Annotated in this window: 15 protein-coding genes; 10 read left to right on the plus strand and 5 right to left on the minus strand. The window is 36.9% G+C overall.

The genetic code is table 11. The features are described from left to right. Positions 1 to 102: 102 nt before the first annotated feature. Positions 103 to 1,968 carry a SurA N-terminal domain-containing protein gene (locus J580_RS06895; protein WP_005076208.1) on the plus strand — a complete coding sequence of 622 codons (1,866 nt, stop codon included), beginning with the start codon at positions 103 to 105 and terminating at the stop codon, positions 1,966 to 1,968. 48 nt (positions 1,969 to 2,016) lie between these two features. Here J580_RS06895 and J580_RS06900 read toward each other — a convergent pair whose 3' ends face one another. Beyond that, on the minus strand, positions 2,017 to 2,961 hold the full coding sequence (locus J580_RS06900) for an AraC family transcriptional regulator (protein ID WP_025469672.1): 945 nt from the start codon (positions 2,959 to 2,961) through the stop codon (positions 2,017 to 2,019). A gap of 189 nt (positions 2,962 to 3,150) precedes the next feature. Here J580_RS06900 and J580_RS06905 point away from each other — a divergent pair, with 189 nt between their 5' ends. Continuing rightward, entirely contained in the window at positions 3,151 to 4,362 is a 1,212-nt protein-coding gene (locus J580_RS06905) for an alkane 1-monooxygenase (protein WP_032003552.1), read from the plus strand. Positions 4,363 to 4,487: 125 nt separating this feature from the next. Here the strand turns inward: J580_RS06905 and J580_RS06910 are convergent, their stop codons facing one another. The 4 genes from J580_RS06910 to J580_RS06925 form a co-directional block, all read right to left on the minus strand. Further along, positions 4,488 to 5,693, minus strand: a complete 1,206-nt coding sequence (locus J580_RS06910; protein WP_032003553.1) for an acyl-CoA dehydrogenase family protein — start codon at positions 5,691 to 5,693, stop codon at positions 4,488 to 4,490. A 23-nt stretch (positions 5,694 to 5,716) separates the two neighbouring features. Next, the gene (locus tag J580_RS06915) at positions 5,717 to 7,000 is read right to left on the minus strand and encodes an acyl-CoA dehydrogenase family protein (RefSeq protein WP_155762370.1); all 1,284 of its coding nucleotides are present in this window, start codon (positions 6,998 to 7,000) and stop codon (positions 5,717 to 5,719) included. Between the two features lie 228 nt (positions 7,001 to 7,228). Continuing rightward, positions 7,229 to 8,602: an ABC1 kinase family protein gene (locus tag J580_RS06920; protein ID WP_032003555.1), complete on the minus strand. Its 1,374-nt coding sequence runs from the start codon at positions 8,600 to 8,602 to the stop codon at positions 7,229 to 7,231. Between the two features lie 234 nt (positions 8,603 to 8,836). After that, positions 8,837 to 9,139, minus strand: a complete 303-nt coding sequence (locus tag J580_RS06925) for a hypothetical protein (protein ID WP_005076193.1) — start codon at positions 9,137 to 9,139, stop codon at positions 8,837 to 8,839. Positions 9,140 to 9,328: 189 nt separating this feature from the next. Here J580_RS06925 and ybaK point away from each other — a divergent pair, with 189 nt between their 5' ends. From ybaK to J580_RS06960, 8 genes are all read left to right on the plus strand, one after another. Further along, positions 9,329 to 9,796: a Cys-tRNA(Pro) deacylase gene (ybaK, locus tag J580_RS06930; RefSeq protein WP_017386867.1), complete on the plus strand. Its 468-nt coding sequence runs from the start codon at positions 9,329 to 9,331 to the stop codon at positions 9,794 to 9,796. Positions 9,797 to 9,954: 158 nt separating this feature from the next. Continuing rightward, entirely contained in the window at positions 9,955 to 12,186 is a 2,232-nt protein-coding gene (locus J580_RS06935) for a TonB-dependent receptor (protein ID WP_032003556.1), read from the plus strand. A gap of 564 nt (positions 12,187 to 12,750) precedes the next feature. Continuing rightward, positions 12,751 to 14,898: a bifunctional mannitol-1-phosphate dehydrogenase/phosphatase gene (gene mtlD / locus J580_RS0103935; protein WP_032003557.1), complete on the plus strand. Its 2,148-nt coding sequence runs from the start codon at positions 12,751 to 12,753 to the stop codon at positions 14,896 to 14,898. 104 nt (positions 14,899 to 15,002) lie between these two features. Next, positions 15,003 to 15,629: a 2'-5' RNA ligase family protein gene (locus J580_RS06940; RefSeq protein ID WP_032003558.1), complete on the plus strand. Its 627-nt coding sequence runs from the start codon at positions 15,003 to 15,005 to the stop codon at positions 15,627 to 15,629. After that, complete coding sequence (cobU, locus tag J580_RS06945; RefSeq protein WP_032003559.1) at positions 15,617 to 16,135, plus strand: bifunctional adenosylcobinamide kinase/adenosylcobinamide-phosphate guanylyltransferase; 519 nt, start codon at positions 15,617 to 15,619, stop codon at positions 16,133 to 16,135. Before J580_RS06940 ends, cobU begins: the two co-directional genes overlap by 13 nt. Position 16,136: 1 nt before the next feature. After that, complete coding sequence (cobT, locus tag J580_RS06950) at positions 16,137 to 17,192, plus strand: nicotinate-nucleotide--dimethylbenzimidazole phosphoribosyltransferase (RefSeq protein WP_032003560.1); 1,056 nt, start codon at positions 16,137 to 16,139, stop codon at positions 17,190 to 17,192. Continuing rightward, the gene (locus J580_RS06955) at positions 17,185 to 17,784 is read left to right on the plus strand and encodes a histidine phosphatase family protein (protein ID WP_032003561.1); all 600 of its coding nucleotides are present in this window, start codon (positions 17,185 to 17,187) and stop codon (positions 17,782 to 17,784) included. Before cobT ends, J580_RS06955 begins: the two co-directional genes overlap by 8 nt. 125 nt (positions 17,785 to 17,909) lie before the next feature. Then, positions 17,910 to 19,478 carry a histidine-type phosphatase gene (locus tag J580_RS06960; RefSeq protein ID WP_032003562.1) on the plus strand — a complete coding sequence of 523 codons (1,569 nt, stop codon included), beginning with the start codon at positions 17,910 to 17,912 and terminating at the stop codon, positions 19,476 to 19,478. Positions 19,479 to 19,568 lie beyond the last annotated feature (90 nt).

The following is a 19,568-nucleotide window of genomic DNA, read 5'->3' on the forward strand; positions in this document are numbered from 1 at the left end:
AGGCGCGTTTTTTATTAAATATCTGAATTGACCAATATTGCTCATTCATTGATTGTGGTTTTTCAGTTAAAATTCTCCTCGAAATAAAATATTGGAATACTTATGGAATCGTTTCGTACAGTCATTAAGGGTTGGCTCGGCAAAGTCCTTCTAATTTTGTTTTTGACCCCTTTAGCACTTGTAGGTATTGAAGGATATTTTAATAGGGGAAACAAGGCTGATGTTGCAAAAACAGTAAACGGCCAAGAAATATCTAAAAAAGACCTTGAAACTTTAACTCAGTCTTACAAAGAACAATATTTAGCTGCTGTTAAAGGGGATGAAAGTTTACTTAATTTGCCTGTCATTCAGGCTAAGGCACTCGATATTTTGGTGTCACGTAATCTATTAATACAGCAAGCAGAAAAATTAGGTATCTCTTTGAGTGATGCTCAAATTGAGCAAATGTTAGCTCAGCAGCCTAGTTTGCAAGAGAATGGTCAATTCTCACAAAAACTCTATGAAAATTACTTACGTTCTATTGGCATGACGAGTCAGGGTTTAATAGCAAGCCTACGTCAAGATCATGCTTTGAAAATGTTAACGTCAACCTTTGCTGATTACTCTTTAGTAAGCAAAGTTGATCTAATGCAAATTGCGAATTTGCAAACTGAACAACGTACGTTACATTTAGCTAGTATTAAATTAGATGCTTACAAAACAGGTTTAACTGCATCTAATCAAGAAGCTACAGATTACTATAACAAGCATCAAAATGAATTTAAGCAACAGGCTTCGGTTGATGTTGATTATGTTGTCTTATCTCCATCAATGATGGCTAAACCAGCTCCTGCAACTGAAGCTGAACTTCAGCAAGCTTATGCAAAGTTTGTTGAAACTCAGAAAAAAGATGCTAAACGAACTGTAAAGCATATTTTAATTACTACTGATGCTCGTGATGATGCAGCTGCTCAAAAACTTGCAAAAGAAGTTTATGCGAAAATTCAGAGTGGTCTATCGTTTGCACAAGCTGCATCGCAGTTCTCTGAAGACCCTAGTTCAAAAGCAAAAGGTGGTTTAGTTGAAGCATATGCTCCAGGTGTTTTCTCGGATGCATTTGATAAAACTGTTTTAAGTTTGAAAAATGGACAAGTTTCGCAGCCAGTAAAAACACAATATGGTTACCATATTATTGAAGCAGAAACTCAAGCTAACCAAATCCCTTCATTTGAAGCTGAGAAAGCGCGTTTAACGGCTGAGGTTGAAAAGAATAAGGTTGCTACGGTTTATTCAGATGCTGTAAACAGTTTGAATGAAACAATTGTTGGTAATGATTCTTTAGAAGCTGTTGTACAAGAAGTAAAAGGTGCAAAAGTTGAATCATTGAATGGTGTAACTTTAGCAACTCAAAACCCATATTTAAGTGATCCAAGTGTCAAAATTAAGTTATTTAATGATGATGTGAAAAATGGAGACCGTAATGCATCATCTAATATTCAGTTAGCAAATGGTGATACGGTATGGATTAAAGTGCGTGATTACCACGCAGCTGGTGTAAAACCATTAGCGCAAGCGATGAATGAAGCAAAAGCCAAAGTTATCGATGCAAAAGCGCGTAAAGCAGCCCAAGCAAAAATTGCTACCATGTTGACTGAGTTTAAAACTCAACCTGCAGACCAAGTGGTTGCTAAAAACAAAGTCGCATTTGAGTCAGCTGGTGTGTTTACTCGATCACAAGGTTTAAAACGCGAAATTGAACGTGCTGCATTTAGCTTAGCTACCCCTAAACCGGGTATGTGGTCTGTTACAACAGCAAACTTGCCAAATGAACTGGTAGTCGTTGCAGTTTCAAATGTAAATTCATCAGCCGCTAATGCTATTCCTGCTGATCAATTACAACAGCTAAAACAACTTTATCGTCAATCTCGTGGTCAACAAATATTGGAAGATTACAGCCAATATTTAAAATCACATGCAAAAATTAAATAATAATTTGATCAAATAAAAAAAGCGCTTCGGCGCTTTTTTTATTTTCTATTAATCGAGATGATGTTCGATATATTGCTGTCGATATTGTTTAGGTGATAAATCAAAAATTCTTTTAAAGGCCTGACTAAAAGCAGTCTCGGATGAATAGCCGACTTTGTTTGATATTTGCTGAATTGAAAAATTACTTGTGCGTAAGTACTGACTTGCTAAACGAAAACGGTAATGTTGCAAATAAGTTAGAGGTGGTTCTCCAATAATACTATTAAATAGATTTGCGAATTTGGACCGTGACATACAGCATTGTTCTGCTAAAGACTCAACTGTCCAAGCGACTTCTGGTTGGCTGTGAATAGCAGATAGGGCATTACTTAATTCAGGATGGGTTAACGCACTTAGCCAGTTTTGTTGATCTGTCATTTGTTGAACGTGATCACGGATGCACTCAATGAGAAGAATACTGACTAAATGATCAATAATTTTGTCATGTCCCGGCCTGATTTTTTGAGTTTCAATTGCTAAAAAATAAAGCCCAATTTGTAGCCATTCTGGTGGGTTGGTTTGATTTTCGTGTTGAATATGCATGATCGAAGGCAATGCATTAATCAAAGGGCCTGCCATATGAGTATCAATCTGACAGCGCAAACACAGTAATAAGGTTTTATTAGGAGAGGAGGTACCAAATTCAATTGCGTCTTGTCTATGACCGTTAAAAAGCGAAGTAATATCTAATGAATCTACTAATTTAGTTGCTGTTGATTTTGAGTCGGTGGCATTATGTGCCTTTCCAGAAGGAATTAAAATAATATCACCAGCTGTCGCAATTATTTTTTCTGACGCATTAAGTTGAATATATACTGAACCAGTTAAAACAATATAGGCAAGTAAAGCAGATTGATCTTGTGTTTTAAAAGCCCATTCTCCTTGTGCTTTTAAATAGATGTATTCAGACTTATTAAGGTGAATATCATCAAAAAATTTACTTAGTGCATCCATCTTTAAATGATCAATCATTATTTTAATAAAATTATAGTGAGCTATAAGAATAGATCAACATGTGTTTTTAGGACAAAAAAGTGGAAGAAAATGCCAAAGACTTTGAAATAGGTTTTTTGGACGGTTACTACTGTTAAGTAAGTACTATTTCTTTAACTATATAGATATATAGAAAAAGGAAATATGACTATGAATGCACCAGTAAATGTTCAGCAAGAACTTATGCCAGTGCCAGCGTCTATGCGTGAGATAGATCGTAAGCGCTATTTATGGATGATTAGTCCGGCTCTACCGGTAATTGGTTTAGGTATTTTAGCTGGATACCATTTTGGTCCACGCCCATTAAAGAAAGTATTTGCTTTAGGTGGCCCACTTTTATTACACGTTGTGATTCCTGCAATTGATACGATTATTGGTAAAGATGCACGTAATCCAACCGACGAAGAAATTAAGCTTCTTGAAAAAGATCCGTATTATTCACGGTTAGTGAAGAGCTTTATCCCATTACAATATGCTGCAAATGTTTATGCATTTTATTTAACAAGCCGTAAAACTACGTCATTCATTGATAAAATTTTGCTCGGTGTTTCAATGGGGGCGATTAATGGTATTGCGATTAATACAGCCCATGAATTAAGTCATAAGCATGATCGTATTGATCATATTTTATCTCATCTTGCTTTAGTTCCTACAGGTTATAACCATTTCCGTATCGAACATCCTTATGGACACCATAAACGTGCAGCAACTCCTGAAGATCCAGCTTCTTCACGTATGGGCGAAACATTTTATGAGTTCTGGCCACGTACAGTTGTAGGTTCTTTTAAGTCTGCAATTGAAATCGAGAAAAATCGTTTAAAACGTAAAGGAAAAGAGTTCTGGTCAGCAGATAATGAATTATTACAAGGCTGGGGAATGAGTGCTGCTTTTCATGCTTCTATGGTGGGAATTTTTGGTAAAAGTACAATTCCATATTTAGCGACACAAGCATTTTATGGCATTAGTCTTTTTGAAATTATTAACTATATTGAACATTATGGCTTACTGCGTCAGAAAAAAGAAAATGGTCAATATGAGCGCACAATGCCAGAGCATAGCTGGAACAATAACAACGTAGTAACAAACTTATTTCTGTACCAGTTGCAGCGTCACTCAGATCATCATGCTTATCCGACTCGTCCATTCCAAGCATTACGTCATTTTGATGAGGCGCCAGAATTACCAAGTGGTTATGCAAGTATGTTATTACCTGCGTTAATTCCTTCGTTGTGGTTCAAAATAATGGATAAGCGAGTTTTTGATCACTATAAAGGTGATTTGAACAAAGCGAATATTTCACCAAAACGACGTGCAAAAATCTTCAAAAAATTTGGTGCAGTAGATAAATCATTAGAAGCATAAAAATTGAATAAATAATATATATTCCTGAAATACCAAACCCTCTAATCATGTGATTAGAGGGTTTTATCTTTTAGATAAATCTTAGAGTTATGAAGCAAGAGAGTTTAGATTCTCTTGCGTCTTTTTTATTTTAATTCACTGGAAGATTTACCAAGCTCACGACGCGCAATAATTAATTGTTGAATTTGCTGAGTACCTTCAAAAATATCAAGAATCTTTGAATCACGTGCCCATTTCTCAAGTAGTTCATCTTCGTTATAGCCAACACTTGCTGCTAACTCGACACATTTTAAAGTGATCTCGTTACCAACACGACCTGCTTTTGCTTTTGCAATAGAAGCTTCTTTAGAATTTGGCTTTTTGTTATCAGCCATCCATGTTGCTTTTAACATGAGCAGACGAGCAGCTTCCCATTCAGCCTCCATACGGTAGATTTGTGCTGCAAGGTTAGAAGCATGCAAATAGGGAGTCGAGTAGTCAGGATCAAGCTGATCTTTAAAAATCTCTTTAATACGCTCTAGTGAAGCTTTCGCACAACCGATTGCCATTGCTGCAACTAGAGGGCGTGTATTGTCAAAAGTTTCCATTACTCCGGCGAAACCTTTAGCAACATCCACTTCGGCATTACCCAAAAGGTTCTCTGCTGGTACACGGCAGTCAATAAAACTGATGACTGCTGTGTCTGATGCTTTAATTCCTAATTTATGTTCGAGACGTTCGACCTTCATGCCAGGCGTACCTTTAGGTACGACAAATGATTTAATTGCTGCACGGCCAAGTTTGCGATCAAGTGTGGCCCAAACAACGACAGAGTCTGCTCGTTCACCTGAGGTCACAAAAATCTTTTCACCATTTAAAATATAGTCATTACCATCTTTAGTTGCTGTGGTACGGATAGCGGCAGAGTCGGAACCACAACCCGGTTCGGTGATGGCCATTGCTGCCCATGTTCCTTTGAACCGTTCTAATTGCTCATCATTTGCGACAGCAGCTATTGCTGAGTTTCCAAGACCCTGACGAGGCATACTCAGTAATAAGCCTGTATCGCCATAACACATCTCAATAACTCCAAGAGCGGTCGACATGTTGGTTCCATTGCGAATACCTTCATTGTCGGTATCACCGCGCTTTCCAGCACCCGCAGCACCAGCATTAATTCCTTCACCACCTTCATTCATGCCATCAATAAGGGAGGCAAGCATATCAAGTTCTTTTGGATATGCATGTTCAGCTTTATCATATTTGCGAGAAATAGGGCGTAATACATTGATCGCAACATCATGTGCTTGATCAATCATCATTTTGAATTTTTTAGGATTTTGTAAATTCATTAAAGTATCCTCTGATTGATCTTTTAAGCATGTAAGCCAGATTGTAAAATTGCAGTAGCCCGTAAATCGCGGTACCAACGTTCAACGGGATGTTCTTTTGTGAAACCATGTCCACCAAGAATTTGCACACCGTCTGTACCAATTTTCATGGATTTTTCAGCACAAAGTAGATGAGCTAAGTAAGCTTCGCGGTGAAATGGCTTGCCTGACTCTGCAAGGCTTGCTGCATTTAAAATCAACATACGCATTGCATCAATTTCAATTGCCATATCTGCAATCATGAAAGCGACACTTTGACGATGTGAAATAGGTTCACCGAATGCAGTTCGTTCATTGGCATATTTAATACAGTAAGCTTTTACAGCTTCACATGTACCTACAGCCATTGCACACCACATTAAGTTGCCTAAATCTACAAAGGCTGTGTAATCAAAATCTGTTGCACCTAAACGTAGAGCAGGAGTGTGATTAAAGCGAAGAGTTGCTGTTTCTGTGGCTTTAAGACCCATGGCCGGAGTGTTTTTTATTGAAATTGTTTCATTACACTGCACGACGAATACGTCTGGCTTGCCGTTAAAGTCTGCACTTACTAAAAATACATCAGCTAAATCGCCTAAAATCACTAATGTTTTTTCACCATCAATAAAAAACTGATCATTTTCAAGTGATGCTTTTGTTTTTAAAACATAAGGGTTAAATGCTGGAGTTGTTTCTTGAACAGCAAAAGTTGCTGTAATGTCTGAGTCTTCTGCAAAACATGGTAGGTACATCGACTGAACTTCAGCAGAACCCCAACGTGTGATTGCATTAATAACGCTAAATGTACTGAGTAATCCTGCTGTAAGGCTGAAATCACCTTCAGCTAGTTTTTCAGCAATTAATAAGTTACTAACGATATTTTGTTCGGCTGCTACTCCACCGAGTGCTTCTGGAAGTGCATAATAGTTAAGTCCTAAATCTTCAACATATTGCCAAAGACTTTCAGGAAACTGAGCTTCCTGATCGGCATCATGAGCTAACCCCAATAAAACCTCTTGAGCAAATTGAGACATTGCTTCAGAAGTCATTTGTTGTTCTTCGGTTAAACTTAAATCAAATAAATTTTTTTGTTGGCGAGGTAAACGTTGTTGAGAGATTTGCTTGGGCTTAAATGCTTTTTGAGTCTGCGTTAATGCTCTAAAGCCAGCTTTTGAACCTTGATAAAGAGATTTTTCAACAAATTTACGCAACTTGAGTTGATCAAGTACATCGCTTCCAGCCAATCTGGTGATCAGCGATAAACCCAAACCCTGAGCTTTATTGATCATACTTGTCATGATTATGGTGTCCTAACACATTGTTATTGTTTTATGCTGACACGCCTTATATAAAAAAACTATGTCGTTACTGACATTCGAAAAATGAGTAGATAAATGGTAAATAGAAAATAAGAAAATTATAAGTTTTTGATTTTATTTATTTAAAATAATTGTAATGTTGGGGAGCCGAGAAGGATTGACTAGAATGACATGGAATCATTCTAGTCTTTCATTAAATCAAGCAAAGTTACGAATCATACGTCGCACATTGGTTTTTGCATCAATAACCGTCATAAATGTGTAGGCTCCAATGAATTTACGGCTAATAAACATAAACTCTTTTGGCGGAACTGAAAAATAACGTGAAGCCATTGATTTACTAGCTTGTTGCATAACACGGCTATGAAGCTGGCTTTTCTTCCAGTCATAACGTTCGTGTTCATCCATAAGACCAGCGGGCATATCTGGGTTATTTGCAGGAGTACTGAATGCTTCTGTTGCAAGTAAAAAGACATCAGCCATACCTGGTTTAATACTTTCAGGCATCGCATCAAAGAACTCGTAACCAGTCATGGCTTTGACCATTGCATCTTTATTATGTTGATAACCTGCCTGAATGAGTTGACGGGCAACTGTTAGCAAGTGTTCATCAAACTGGCGAATAGCACCAAAATCTAATAATACAATTTTGTCCTGAATGTCTTGACCATTACCCAAACGAACAAGGTAATTACCAAAGTTAGGGTCAGTCTGCATTTCACCCCATTCAAAAATTTCACGAACCGCAATCTCTAATGACGCTTCACCGAGTTGATTACGACGTTCCTGAGGTAATGACAACATCACAGGGCTATTAATTGGCACACCACGTTCAAAAGTCATGCAGAGCACTTGATTTGTGCAATATTCATCTACAATTGTAGGAACAATATAGCGCTCATCATCTTTTAAGCGTTCACCAAAGCGACGAGTAGTGGCAGCTTCAACATCATAGTCAACTTCACGATGCATCATTTCACGTACTTCATCAAACCACTGATCAAATTCACGGGTTTGTGGAACCATACGCGTCAGTTTAAGCATGTTTTTAAACAAGCTCATATCGGAGTCAATAGCATTTGCAACGCCCGGATATTGAATCTTTAAAACTAACTCTAAACCATCTGATTTACGCGTTGCACGGTGTACTTGTGCGAGAGAGGCCGTACCAATTGGCTCATGTTCAATTGTTAAATCATTTAATTTAGCGCCCAATTGCTCTTGAAGGTGCGGCTTAATTGCAGGCCAATCTAAAGCAACTGTCTGGTTATTTAAGGTATTTAATGCTTGTGTAATTTCTTCAGGTAAAAAATGTTCACCATAAAGGGCCATCATTTGGCCAATCTTAACAATAGAACCCTTAAGTTTACCTATTTCAGAAACCAGATAATTAGCTTGCTCGCTCATCGCTTTTTTGCGTTTCTTTTCTTTTTCTTCCTCATTAGAAAATAAAGAAGAGGCACTTGCAGTTGCCCAACGTGTTCCTGCAAGTAAAGAAGCTTTCGCGATTGATAAGCGTCGATCCATGGAAGAAGTTTTTAAACTCTTAAGCTTATCTTTCTGATTTGACATGAAAATAGAATCCTATGCGCATCATGCAGCCAAACGCTGGTGATCTAAAATTGTAACGAATATTACATGTTTTGAGCGTATTAAAATAGTTCTCTCAGACTGAATGATCAGTCGAAATGGCTATCTTTATTTCATTAACTTTAAAATAGCCTAAGCAATTTTAAAATTTAAGAAACTTACAGCGTTCAGGTGAGTAAAACTAGGGTAAAAACGGATCTTTCACAAAAACTTAAATTACATTTTAAATTGGATCTTCAATTCAGACTTCTGCATTAAGTGAAGGCGATTGGACTGAATATGCTGTAATAACATTTGTTTGACTGAATCATGCATAAAACCAAGTGCATGAGCTTTTACAATAATAATGCTGGGTAAGGTATAGAAAAAATACTTAACATCCTCAAGTGTTGCGTTATTAAAGATGCCTTGTTCAATTAACGTCTGCTGTAAAAACTGCTTTTCATTTAAGACATAATCTGAAGATTCATCCCAAAAACGGTGACGCATAGCCATCAGATTGTTGTGTTTATAACTCATAAAATTGTCAGCTCAGACTTAAATCTAAATAAAATATATGGAGTCGAGCCATGAATATCAAGTTGAGATTATTTTTTATTCAGTTGCTGTTTGATTTTTTATGTAATTCTTGTAAATAGCCTAAGCAATTTTAAAAATTTTTCTAAAAAAACTATAATCCAAATAATTTCATCTATAACACTACTTATTATGACTCCTGCATGTAGACTGTTAAAAAGCAATAAAATTGAATTTTCAATCCATGAATATGAGCATGATTCAAATGCTAAAAGTTTTGGATTAGAAGCAGCAGAAAAACTAAATTTAGATGTAAGGGAAGTATTCAAAACATTGATGGTTAGCGATGATAAGAATTTTTTTGTTGCAGTATTGCCAGTTAATCATCAATTAAATTTAAAAAAAGTGGCTACGGCGTTTGGCTGTAAAAAATTGCAAATGGCCAATCCAAAAGACGCTGAACGTTTAACGGGGTATTTGGTCGGAGGGATTAGTCCTTTAGGTCAAAAGAAGCGCTTAAAAACCGTTATTGATGCATCTGCACAAGAGTTCAGCAAAATCTATGTGAGTGGAGGAAAACGGGGACTAGATATTGGCTTAAACCCGAAAGATCTAGCACAACTCTTAAATGCTCAATTTGTTGATGTACTTGATGAGTAAAATAAATCTATTTCTTATCTCATTAAATTAACTAATTTTAAGATAGGTAGGATTAAATCAAGTTCTTTTAATAAAAACAATTCTCATTATTATTTATATTTAGTATTATTCCGAGCCTTATAACTATCTAATAACTTTTGGGTTTGGAGAAAGGGAAAATGCATCAAAACAAAAAGGTTGGGGTTAACTCGAATCATCTGATGTGCGCTGAATCACGGTATTTTAAATTAAAACCTTGTTGTATTGCTCTAGCAGCAATATTTGCGCAGCAGGTTTATGCAAATACAAATATTGAAAAGGCAGCCCTTAATAATCAACCGACACAAAAGCCTGTAGCTCAATTGCAAAAAATTATAGTGACGGCGACAAGGACGCCAAAAAATATTGCTGAAATTGCAGGCACAGTTCAAACGCTTGAAAAGCAGCAAATTGAACAACAGGCAACTGCTGGACGGAAAATTGCCGATATTCTGGCTCAGTTGGTTCCATCACTCGGGGTGAGTAGTGGAACGACTACCAACTATGGGCAAACAATGCGTGGTCGTGATGTCATGATTATGATTGATGGCGTATCGCAAAATGGCTCACGCGATGTTGCTCGGCAACTAAATAGTATTAGTCCAGGCATGATTGAACGTATTGAAGTTCTTTCAGGAGCTACAAGTATTTATGGATCAGGTTCTACCGGCGGGATTATTAATATTATTACGAAACGTGCTGATTCGACTAAACCAGTAAGTTTTGAAACTAAACTTGGTATTACGTCTTCTGATACATTTCGAAGTGATAGTCTAGCTTATGAAATTGGCCAATCTATTTCATTTAATAAAGATAATATAAATGGTTTCTTAGGGGCTAATTTCACTAGTCGCGGATCTCAGTTCGATAGCCATGGTGATCGTATTGCTATAGCACCTATGCAAGGTAGCCGTCCTGATACTGATACAATTGATATTAATAGTCGTATAAATATAGATTTAACTGATAACCAATCACTAAGTTTGGGTGCACAGTATTATAAGGATGAACAAGATACGAATTATGGTCCTGATTATGGGAAAAATTATATTTATGGAGGAGCGCCTAACTCATATATTGGGAAAAAGGGTTTAGAAATATCTAATCAGCCTTTTACAGAGCGCTATGCATTCAACACTCAATACCAAAATAAAGATATTTTAGGTCAGGTCTTAAATTTAGAAGGATATTACCGTAAAGAAGATACTCGTTTCTTTCCAGTCTTTTTAGGAGGGGAAGGTACAGAAGCAAAGCAATCTCAATCTGAAATCGAAGTGGCTGGTCTGCGTTCAACAGTACAAAGTGATTTAAATATTATGAATCGTGATCTTAATCTAACTTATGGTTTAGATTATGAACATGAAAAAGATCATCAACATTATGAGCATTTCACAGCGTTTAATACAGGTTTGACCTATAAACCTACAGGTAAAACTTCCGATGCCGGTCCAAATACAACAATTCAAAGTGCTGGCACTTTTATACAAGGTGATTACGCTTTAACAGACCGTATGAATGTCCAGGCTGGTACTCGTTACCAATATATCAAAGCTGAAACAGAACAGTACTCGACTAAAAATGGCATACAGCCAAGCGGATCTGTAAATGACGATGCTGTTTTATTCAATTTGGGAGCGATATATAAATTAACAGATGAGCAGCAAATATTTGCTAATTTCTCTCAAGGTTTTAGCTTTCCAGATGTACAACGGATGATGCGTGATGCATTTAATATTTCAACAGCGAATATCCAACCTATTAGTGTAAACAGCTATGAACTAGGCTGGCGTTTACAAGGGGAGCAAAGCCTAAATCTAGGTATAACGGGTTTCTATAATACCTCAGATAAAGTTGTTCAATTCTACAAGAACAGTAATAAAGAAACTGTTGCTGAGGTTATGAACAAAGACCAACGTGTATATGGTGCTGAACTAACGGCGACCTACCCATTTATGGAAGAGTTTAAAGTTGGGGGAACACTGGGTTATACGCGAGGTCAATATAAAGATACGGATGGTAAATGGAAAGAGTTGAATGCTTTTCAAGTTTCACCAATCAAAGGTACTGTTTTTGCCGAGTGGAGCAGTGATGAAGGATATGGTGCTCGTATGCAAATTCTTGCTATAAAAGGTACAAATGAAGCAGTAAAAGATGGTTCACTTTCAGCTGTAAAAATTAAAGGCTATAGCACGATGGATGTTTTGGCTCATTTTCCAGCTTGGAAAGGACGTATAGATTTTGGTGTATATAATGTTTGGAATAGAGACTATCGAACTGTCTATAGTCAACAAGCAGAAAAAGTATATGGTCTTGTAGAAAGTATTCCAGCTGAAGGACGTACTTACGGCCTTAGTTATACATTTAATTATTAATATGAAGTGAGATAGGGAATATCTATAAGTCATAGGTATTCCTTAATAAATTTAAAAAAATAATAAAATAAACTTGCATTATTAAATGCAAATGATTATCATTATCTATATTGGAGGTTGAGAAACGTTCTAGTAATTAAGATTAGCGTCTACTACTGTAATGCTGGGTTTTAGGCGATTTAAAGTTATACCAGAGACTCCAATAACAATGATGTTGAAAAAGATGAGTTGATTTCTGGTATGTAAGCGCCTGCAGGATATTATAAAAATAGGCAGGTTCAACTAGCGGTAAATGGAACAAAGAAAAATAAACATTATCAGCGCAACAAAAAGAACTAATCAAAAGCAGTAGGCGAGGATGGCCTGCTGTTTTTGTGGTTAAAGTTAGGTTCATAGTTATTTATACATTTCAACTCTTTTGGACATTTAACTCTATACAGTAACAGATCGAGTATGTTTTTGATTAAAAAATAACCACTAATGTTTCATTTATTAACATCCTACCTTTTTAGCCATTTTTTTGTATACCCTGAATAAAACATGATCAAAAAAAGAGGTAAAAACGTGCTTATTTTTCATGGAAAACCTGTTCACGGAGCTATCTTCGATATGGATGGGACAATGTTTGACACTGAGCGATTACGGTTTCAAACATTGCAACAGGCATCTCAAGAACTCATTGGACAGGAGTTTTCACACGAATATTTAATGCAATGTTTAGGCTTAAGTGCAACTACTGCTGAGCAACTGGCTCAACGTCTATATGGCGTAAATGTTCCATATAAAGAAATTCGAAAAAAAGCTGATGAGATGGAACTCGAATATATTCGAAAACACGGCGTACCGATTAAAAAAGGTTTGGTTCAAGTTTTAGAACGTTTACGAAAATCTGGTTTAAGAATGGCTGTTGCGACTTCAAGCCGTAGGGCAATTGCCGAAGAATATTTAATTAATGCGAATGTTTATAAATTTTTTGATGTGATTACCTGTGGTGATGAAGTAGAGCAAGGAAAGCCACATCCAGAAATCTTTTTAAAAGCTGCTAGTCAACTTCACTTGGATGCTAACCAGTGTCTTATGTTTGAAGATTCTGAAAATGGTTTAACTTCAGCTCACACTTCAAAAGGTTTAACGATTTTATTAAAAGATATTAAAGAACCAAATGATGAAATGCTGGAAAAAGCACATTTTTATTATGATCAGATGTATGACTTTTTAACCGATCTCGACCAATTTATCCCTGTTATGGACATGCCGGAAATGCAGGAATCTTTTCCGCAAAGTCTGAATCAGCTTACAGTTGGGATACATGGTTTCGGTGCTATTGGCGGAGGTTATATAGCGCAGATCTTGTCACATTGGGATGGATATACAAAGCCAAAACGTATTATTGCTTCTACAAGAAATAGTCTTTTTCGCGAAGCCGTAAATGCATTTGGAACATATAGCATTCGCTATGGGCAATTTTCTTATGATGAACGTATTGAGAATATGACCATTGTTGATTCTGAAAATGAACAACAAATGTTGGAGATGTATACCCATTCAAGTTTGATCGCACTGTGTTTACCCGAACAGGCCATCGAAGTTGAGGCAAAAATAATTGCAAAAGGGCTATATGCACGTTTTAACTCATCACTTGAAACATGTATTGAGCCGTTAACTTTTCTAATTATTTTAAATAAAGTCGGCGCGAAATATTTGGTTATGAAGCATCTTAAAGATGCTCTACTAGAGTTAACCAATGATGAAGATGTGACGGAGCATATTTTAAAAGAACATTACTTTTGCGACACCGTTGTAAACCGTATGGTTTCAAAACTATCTAATCAAAATTTATATCGCCAAATTCGTATTAAGCATAATTTTCTTGAACAGCATTTAGAAGATGTGGAAAACGAGGAACAAATCGAAATTGAAGACTTTAATAAACTGACTCAAGACCAGCAAAACCAGGCATCTTTATATGTTGATAACATGCGCCGTAATTTCCAGCCAGGCCATATATTACAAAGCATGGACTTGATTCTGTTTCATAGCGAAACGGATATGCCAATTTATGTAGAAAAAGGCAGCCCTTTACTCGAAAAGTTGCGTCAAGTTGTCTTGGTTAATCAGATTACAGACATTCAATTAATCAAAAACCGACTATGGAATGGCGTGCATGCCATGCTTGCTTGGTATGCATCTTTACTAGGTTATGAATCTATTGGTATCGCCATGGGTGATCATTCAGTTAAAGCCTTTGCAGAAAACTTAATTAGAGAAGTAAAGCAGGGACTTGCAATAGTATTGCCTAACTATGCAAAAGATTTGGATCGTATGGCACAAAGCTTTCTAGACTCATGTGAATATGCATTTAAAGATCCTTGTCAACGCGTAGCTAGAGATCCACTACGCAAACTCAATCATAATGAACGTGTCATGGAATCAATTGCAGTGAATATTCGTCATGATTTACCTTATAAAAACCTTTTAAAAGGTGCTGCGCTAGGTTATGCCTATGCGATTCAATTTTTAGAAATTGAAGAGACTGATGCAATTAAACATTTACACGACCAAGTACAAAAACTGGATATGAGTGCCGCTCAAAAAGGGCAACTTGAAGTTGAGTTAACACTATTAGTTCAATATTTATTTTCTGAACAAGGTAAACAGCCTTTAAACATGAAAATTACCAATTCAAAAAATGCGAGTACTCAACATGCCTAAATTCTTTTAAGTAATTAATGCTCTACAACCGAAAGGCAAACATGCTTTAATACAAAAATTGAATGATTTGAATTAAAGCTGTGCTGCTAAAACCCTCGAGGTTCATGGTGCCAACATCTATACGGGATTATCCCGAGTGGCACCTTGGGCGTCAAAATTACGCTTTATGGTATCTAGAAATTAATGATCGGAAATTAGTTCATTATCTAGATCAATTGCGTGCGCATTTTTCAGAATTCTTATTAGAACCCAATAGCCGTCAATATCATGTCACATTATTTATATGTGGATTCTTAACTCATGAAACTAAAATTTATAGTGATGACTTTAGTTTTGGTGAATTTGGGCAGCAAAGAGAAATCTTAAGAAAAGAAGATCTTGCTCCGCTTCATTTAAAAATTGGTTCAGTCGATAGTTTTAGTAGCGCTTTATTTGTAGAAATAGGAGACACCGAAAATATCTTATCTCAAATACGCCAAAAGTTAGGTTTAATTTCTAATGAAATTGCGGCTTTAGATTATTGCCCGCACATTACATTGGGGTTGTATAAAAAAGACTATAGTAGTGATTTGATTTTACATAAAATTTCTCAATTACCTGTACAATACAAATACGCTGAATTTGATCTTAAAGTCGAGCATTTAACATTTGGTTATTATCAAGCTCAAACTTTACAAGGTAAGTTATATCCATCTGAGCATTTGTTTTTAGGTGATTCATGTTGCAACTGATTTTGGGTGGAGCCCGTTCTGGCAAAAGCCGACTGGCTGAACAAACGGCAATAGACAGGCAATTAGCTGTCACCTATGTTGCAACGGCGCAAGCGCTAGATTCTGAAATGCAAAGTCGGATAACCCATCATCAAAAGCAGCGTCCTTCTCACTGGTCCTTGGTTGAAGAACCTTTATATTTAGCAAAAATGCTGCAAAAAATTGATAGACCTAATCAAATTATTCTTGTGGATTGTTTAACACTTTGGCTAACCAATTTGTTACTTTTAGAAGATCAAAATGTTCAGAAATTTGAATGTGAGCAGCTGTTAAAAATTTTACCCACGCTTCAGTCAGAAATTATTTTAGTAAGTAATGAAACTGGTCTTGGTGTTGTACCACTCGGTGAGATCAGTCGTCGGTTTGTCGATGAAGCAGGCAGACTACATCAAGCTCTAGGGCAAATTGCAGATAAGGTTGTGTTTTGTGTGGCTGGTTTTCCAATGATTTTAAAAGGTGAGAAATAAAATGAACTGGTGGTTACAATCTGTACAGCAACCTGATGTGGACGCAAAACAACAAGCTGAGCAACACCAGCTTCAACTGACCAAACCTACAGGTGCTTTAGGTGATCTAGAACTGATAGCAGTAAAACTTGCTAGTTTGCAATCAAATGCGCATCCACACATTAACCATCCATGGATTACAGTTTTTGCTGGCGATCATGGCGTGGTTGAAGAAAATATCTCTGCATATCCTCAAGCCGTTACCCGTCAAATGTTACAAAACTTCACGACTGGTGGTGCAGCAATTAGTGTCATTGCCAAATATCATCAAGCACATTTACAAGTGATTGATTGCGGTACAGTTGGTGAAGCATACGAATACGCGGGCGTTGAACGCCATTGTATTCGTGCCGGTACAGCAAATTTTGCCAAACAAGCTGCAATGAATGCTGACGAGTGCCGTGCTGCCTTAGAGTTAGGGAAAAAAAGTGTAGATACTGCTAAAGCGAATGGAGCAGATATTTATATTGCTGGTGAAATGGGTATAGGAAATACCTGTTCTGCTTCTGCCTTAGCATGTCTTTTATTAAATGATACTGCCGAGCAATTAACTGGAGTTGGTACAGGAATTGGTGCCGATCAGTTAAGACATAAAATTGAAGTGATTGAAAAGGCAATTGAACTTCACCATAAACATGTCGTCGGTGATGTCTTCAAAACATTATGCGCCGTAGGTGGTTTGGAAATTGCGGCAATTACTGGTGCTTATATCCGCTGTGCGCAGGTGGGCTTACCTATCATTGTCGATGGTTTTATTAGTTCGGTCGCTGCTTTATGCGCAGTGCGGATGAACCCTAAAGTGCGTGACTGGATGCTTTTTGGCCATCAATCGGCAGAATATGGACACCAGCGTATTTTACAAGAACTCAATGCTGAGCCGATTTTAAAAATGAATTTACGTTTAGGTGAAGGTAGTGGTGCTGGCGCTGCTTTGGCATTGGTTAAAATGGCATGTGTATTACACAACCAAATGGCTACCTTTGCTCAAGCTGCCGTAAGTGGGGATAAAATTGGGTAAATTTAGAATTGATTTGCTCAGACATGGTGAAAGTCAATATAGCCATACTTTACGTGGCCATTTAGATGATGAGTTAACAGCAAAAGGTTGGCAGCAAATGCAGTCAACCATTGAGCAAGTGGCTAATCAGCCATGGGATGTCATTATAAGTTCATCATTAAAGCGTTGTGCTTGTTTTGCTGAGCAACTTGCGAAGACAACTCAGCTGCCTTTACTTCTAAATCAGGACTTAAAAGAAATGTATTTTGGTGATTGGGAAGGCGTCTCAACTCAGCAAATTTATGAAACCTCACCTGAATTACTTGCAAATTTTTGGCAAAAACCTAGTCAATATTGTCCACCTCGCGCAGAAACATTAAACCAGTTTCAAATAAGGGTCCTTAAAGGCTTTCAAGATTTGCTGAAGCATATGCAAAAGCAAAACTTACAGCATGCACTGGTTATAACTCATGGCGGTGTAATTAAGCTATTGGCTTGCTTAGCCAGACAACAGCCTCTAGATGACTTACTTAAAATGCCGGCAGAACTTGGGAAATTATATTCTCTTGAATTTTCTGAAACAGATGGTCAATTAACTTTTATATTAAGATAGTAGTTTTATATTTTTATACACTTGTAAGTTATTATTTTTATAAAGATATTTAAGTCTATGTAATAGAACTGTCATTGCTAAAAACTAAGCTATTGGCATTTCTTATTAATCACACATTTTGGCTTATGAATATTTTATTTAAAACAACTATGCTCGCAGCATCACTATTACTCGCGGCTTGTAATAATAATGATGATCAAGAAGCTCAAGCTGTACCATCCACAAACCCATCAAAATATTATCAAACAAAAACACCTTACCAACCGCAACAAGAAATAAAAAACTATGAACAAGCACCGAATGGATTCCAGCCAGTTTTTACAGAGCTAGTGGCGCGTCACGGTTCAAGAGGCCTCTCAAGTCTGAAATATGATTTGGCACTTTATAATTTATGGAAACAGGCAAAATCAGAAAATGCCTTAACACCATTAGGTGAGCAATTAGGTGCTGATTTAGAAGCCATGATGAAGGCAAATATCTTATTAGGTTATGGCGTGGAAGGGATCCGCCAGTATGGTTATGGGAATGAAACCATGACTGGTATTTTAGAACACCGCGGCATTGCCGATCGCTTATTACAGCGCTTACCAAGTCTTTTAAACTCGCAAGCATCTATATTGGTACAAAGTTCTGGGGTGGATCGTGCGGTAGATAGTGCTAAGTTCTTCACTGCTGAACTCATCAAACAACGACCGCCACTGAAAGATAAAATTGTTCCATTGTCTTATACCAATTTATCGAGTGAAAGCGTGCCAAGTGTTGAAGATGGTGGCGTTGATCGTTTCAAACTCTATTTTCATAGTTTGAATGCAGACGAAGACTTAGCTCAACCCTTGAGTGCTAGCCAACAAAAAATTTATGATGCTAGTCAGGCCTATCAAGATTTTGAAGAAAATAATAAAGATTTAGCACAAAAGTTAGATGAGTTATCGAAAAATACCGAGGCTGAAAAAACAGCTCAAACAGTGCTCAGCCCGATTTTTAAAGCAGACTTTATTAAAAAACTTGGTACAACAGGTTATAGTTTTAGCAACACTGGATCTTTTACAGTCACTTCACCTAAAGGTGAGCAAATTACAGAAAAAGGTAAGGGCAAAAATACGATTGCTAGTGCAGTAGATGCAGCAGCTTATATTTATGAGCTCTATTCAATTTCGGGCGGCATGAAAGATGAGTTAAAAGGTATTGATTTTGATAAATATATGCCTTTGGACGCTGCAAAATTTTATGCTGAATTTAATGATGCGAATGATTTTTATGAAAAAGGTCCAAGTTTCACAGAGTCAAATCAAGTCACAAGTGAAATTGCCCAAGGACTCAAACAGGACTTGTTCCAACAAGTTGATGCGGTTGTAAATAAAACCCAACCATACAAAGCAGTTTTACGTTTTGCCCATGCTGAAATTATTATTCCTCTAGCAACCAGTCTAGATTTACATAATATGATGCAGCCTTTACCGCTTCGCCAGACTTATAATTACTCAACAAACACATGGCGCGGTGAAGTAGTTTCACCTATGGCTGCAAATGTACAGTGGGATATTTATCAAAATAGCCAAGGCTCTACTTTGGTTAAAATGCTTTATAACGAAAAAGAAACTTTGTTCAAATCTGCATGTAACTATGCACGTTATACCCCAACCAGTTTTTACTACGACTACATCAAATTGAAACAGTGCTATCAAATGCAATAGATTTTCAGTTTTTGAAGTCTTTAATGGGAATAGGGATTGCTATTCCCATTTTTATTTCTTCATAATTCAATTTGTTTTTAAATATAGACC

This window comes from Acinetobacter sp. 1542444 (assembly GCF_000581835.1).
Lineage (GTDB): Bacteria > Pseudomonadota > Gammaproteobacteria > Pseudomonadales > Moraxellaceae > Acinetobacter > Acinetobacter pittii.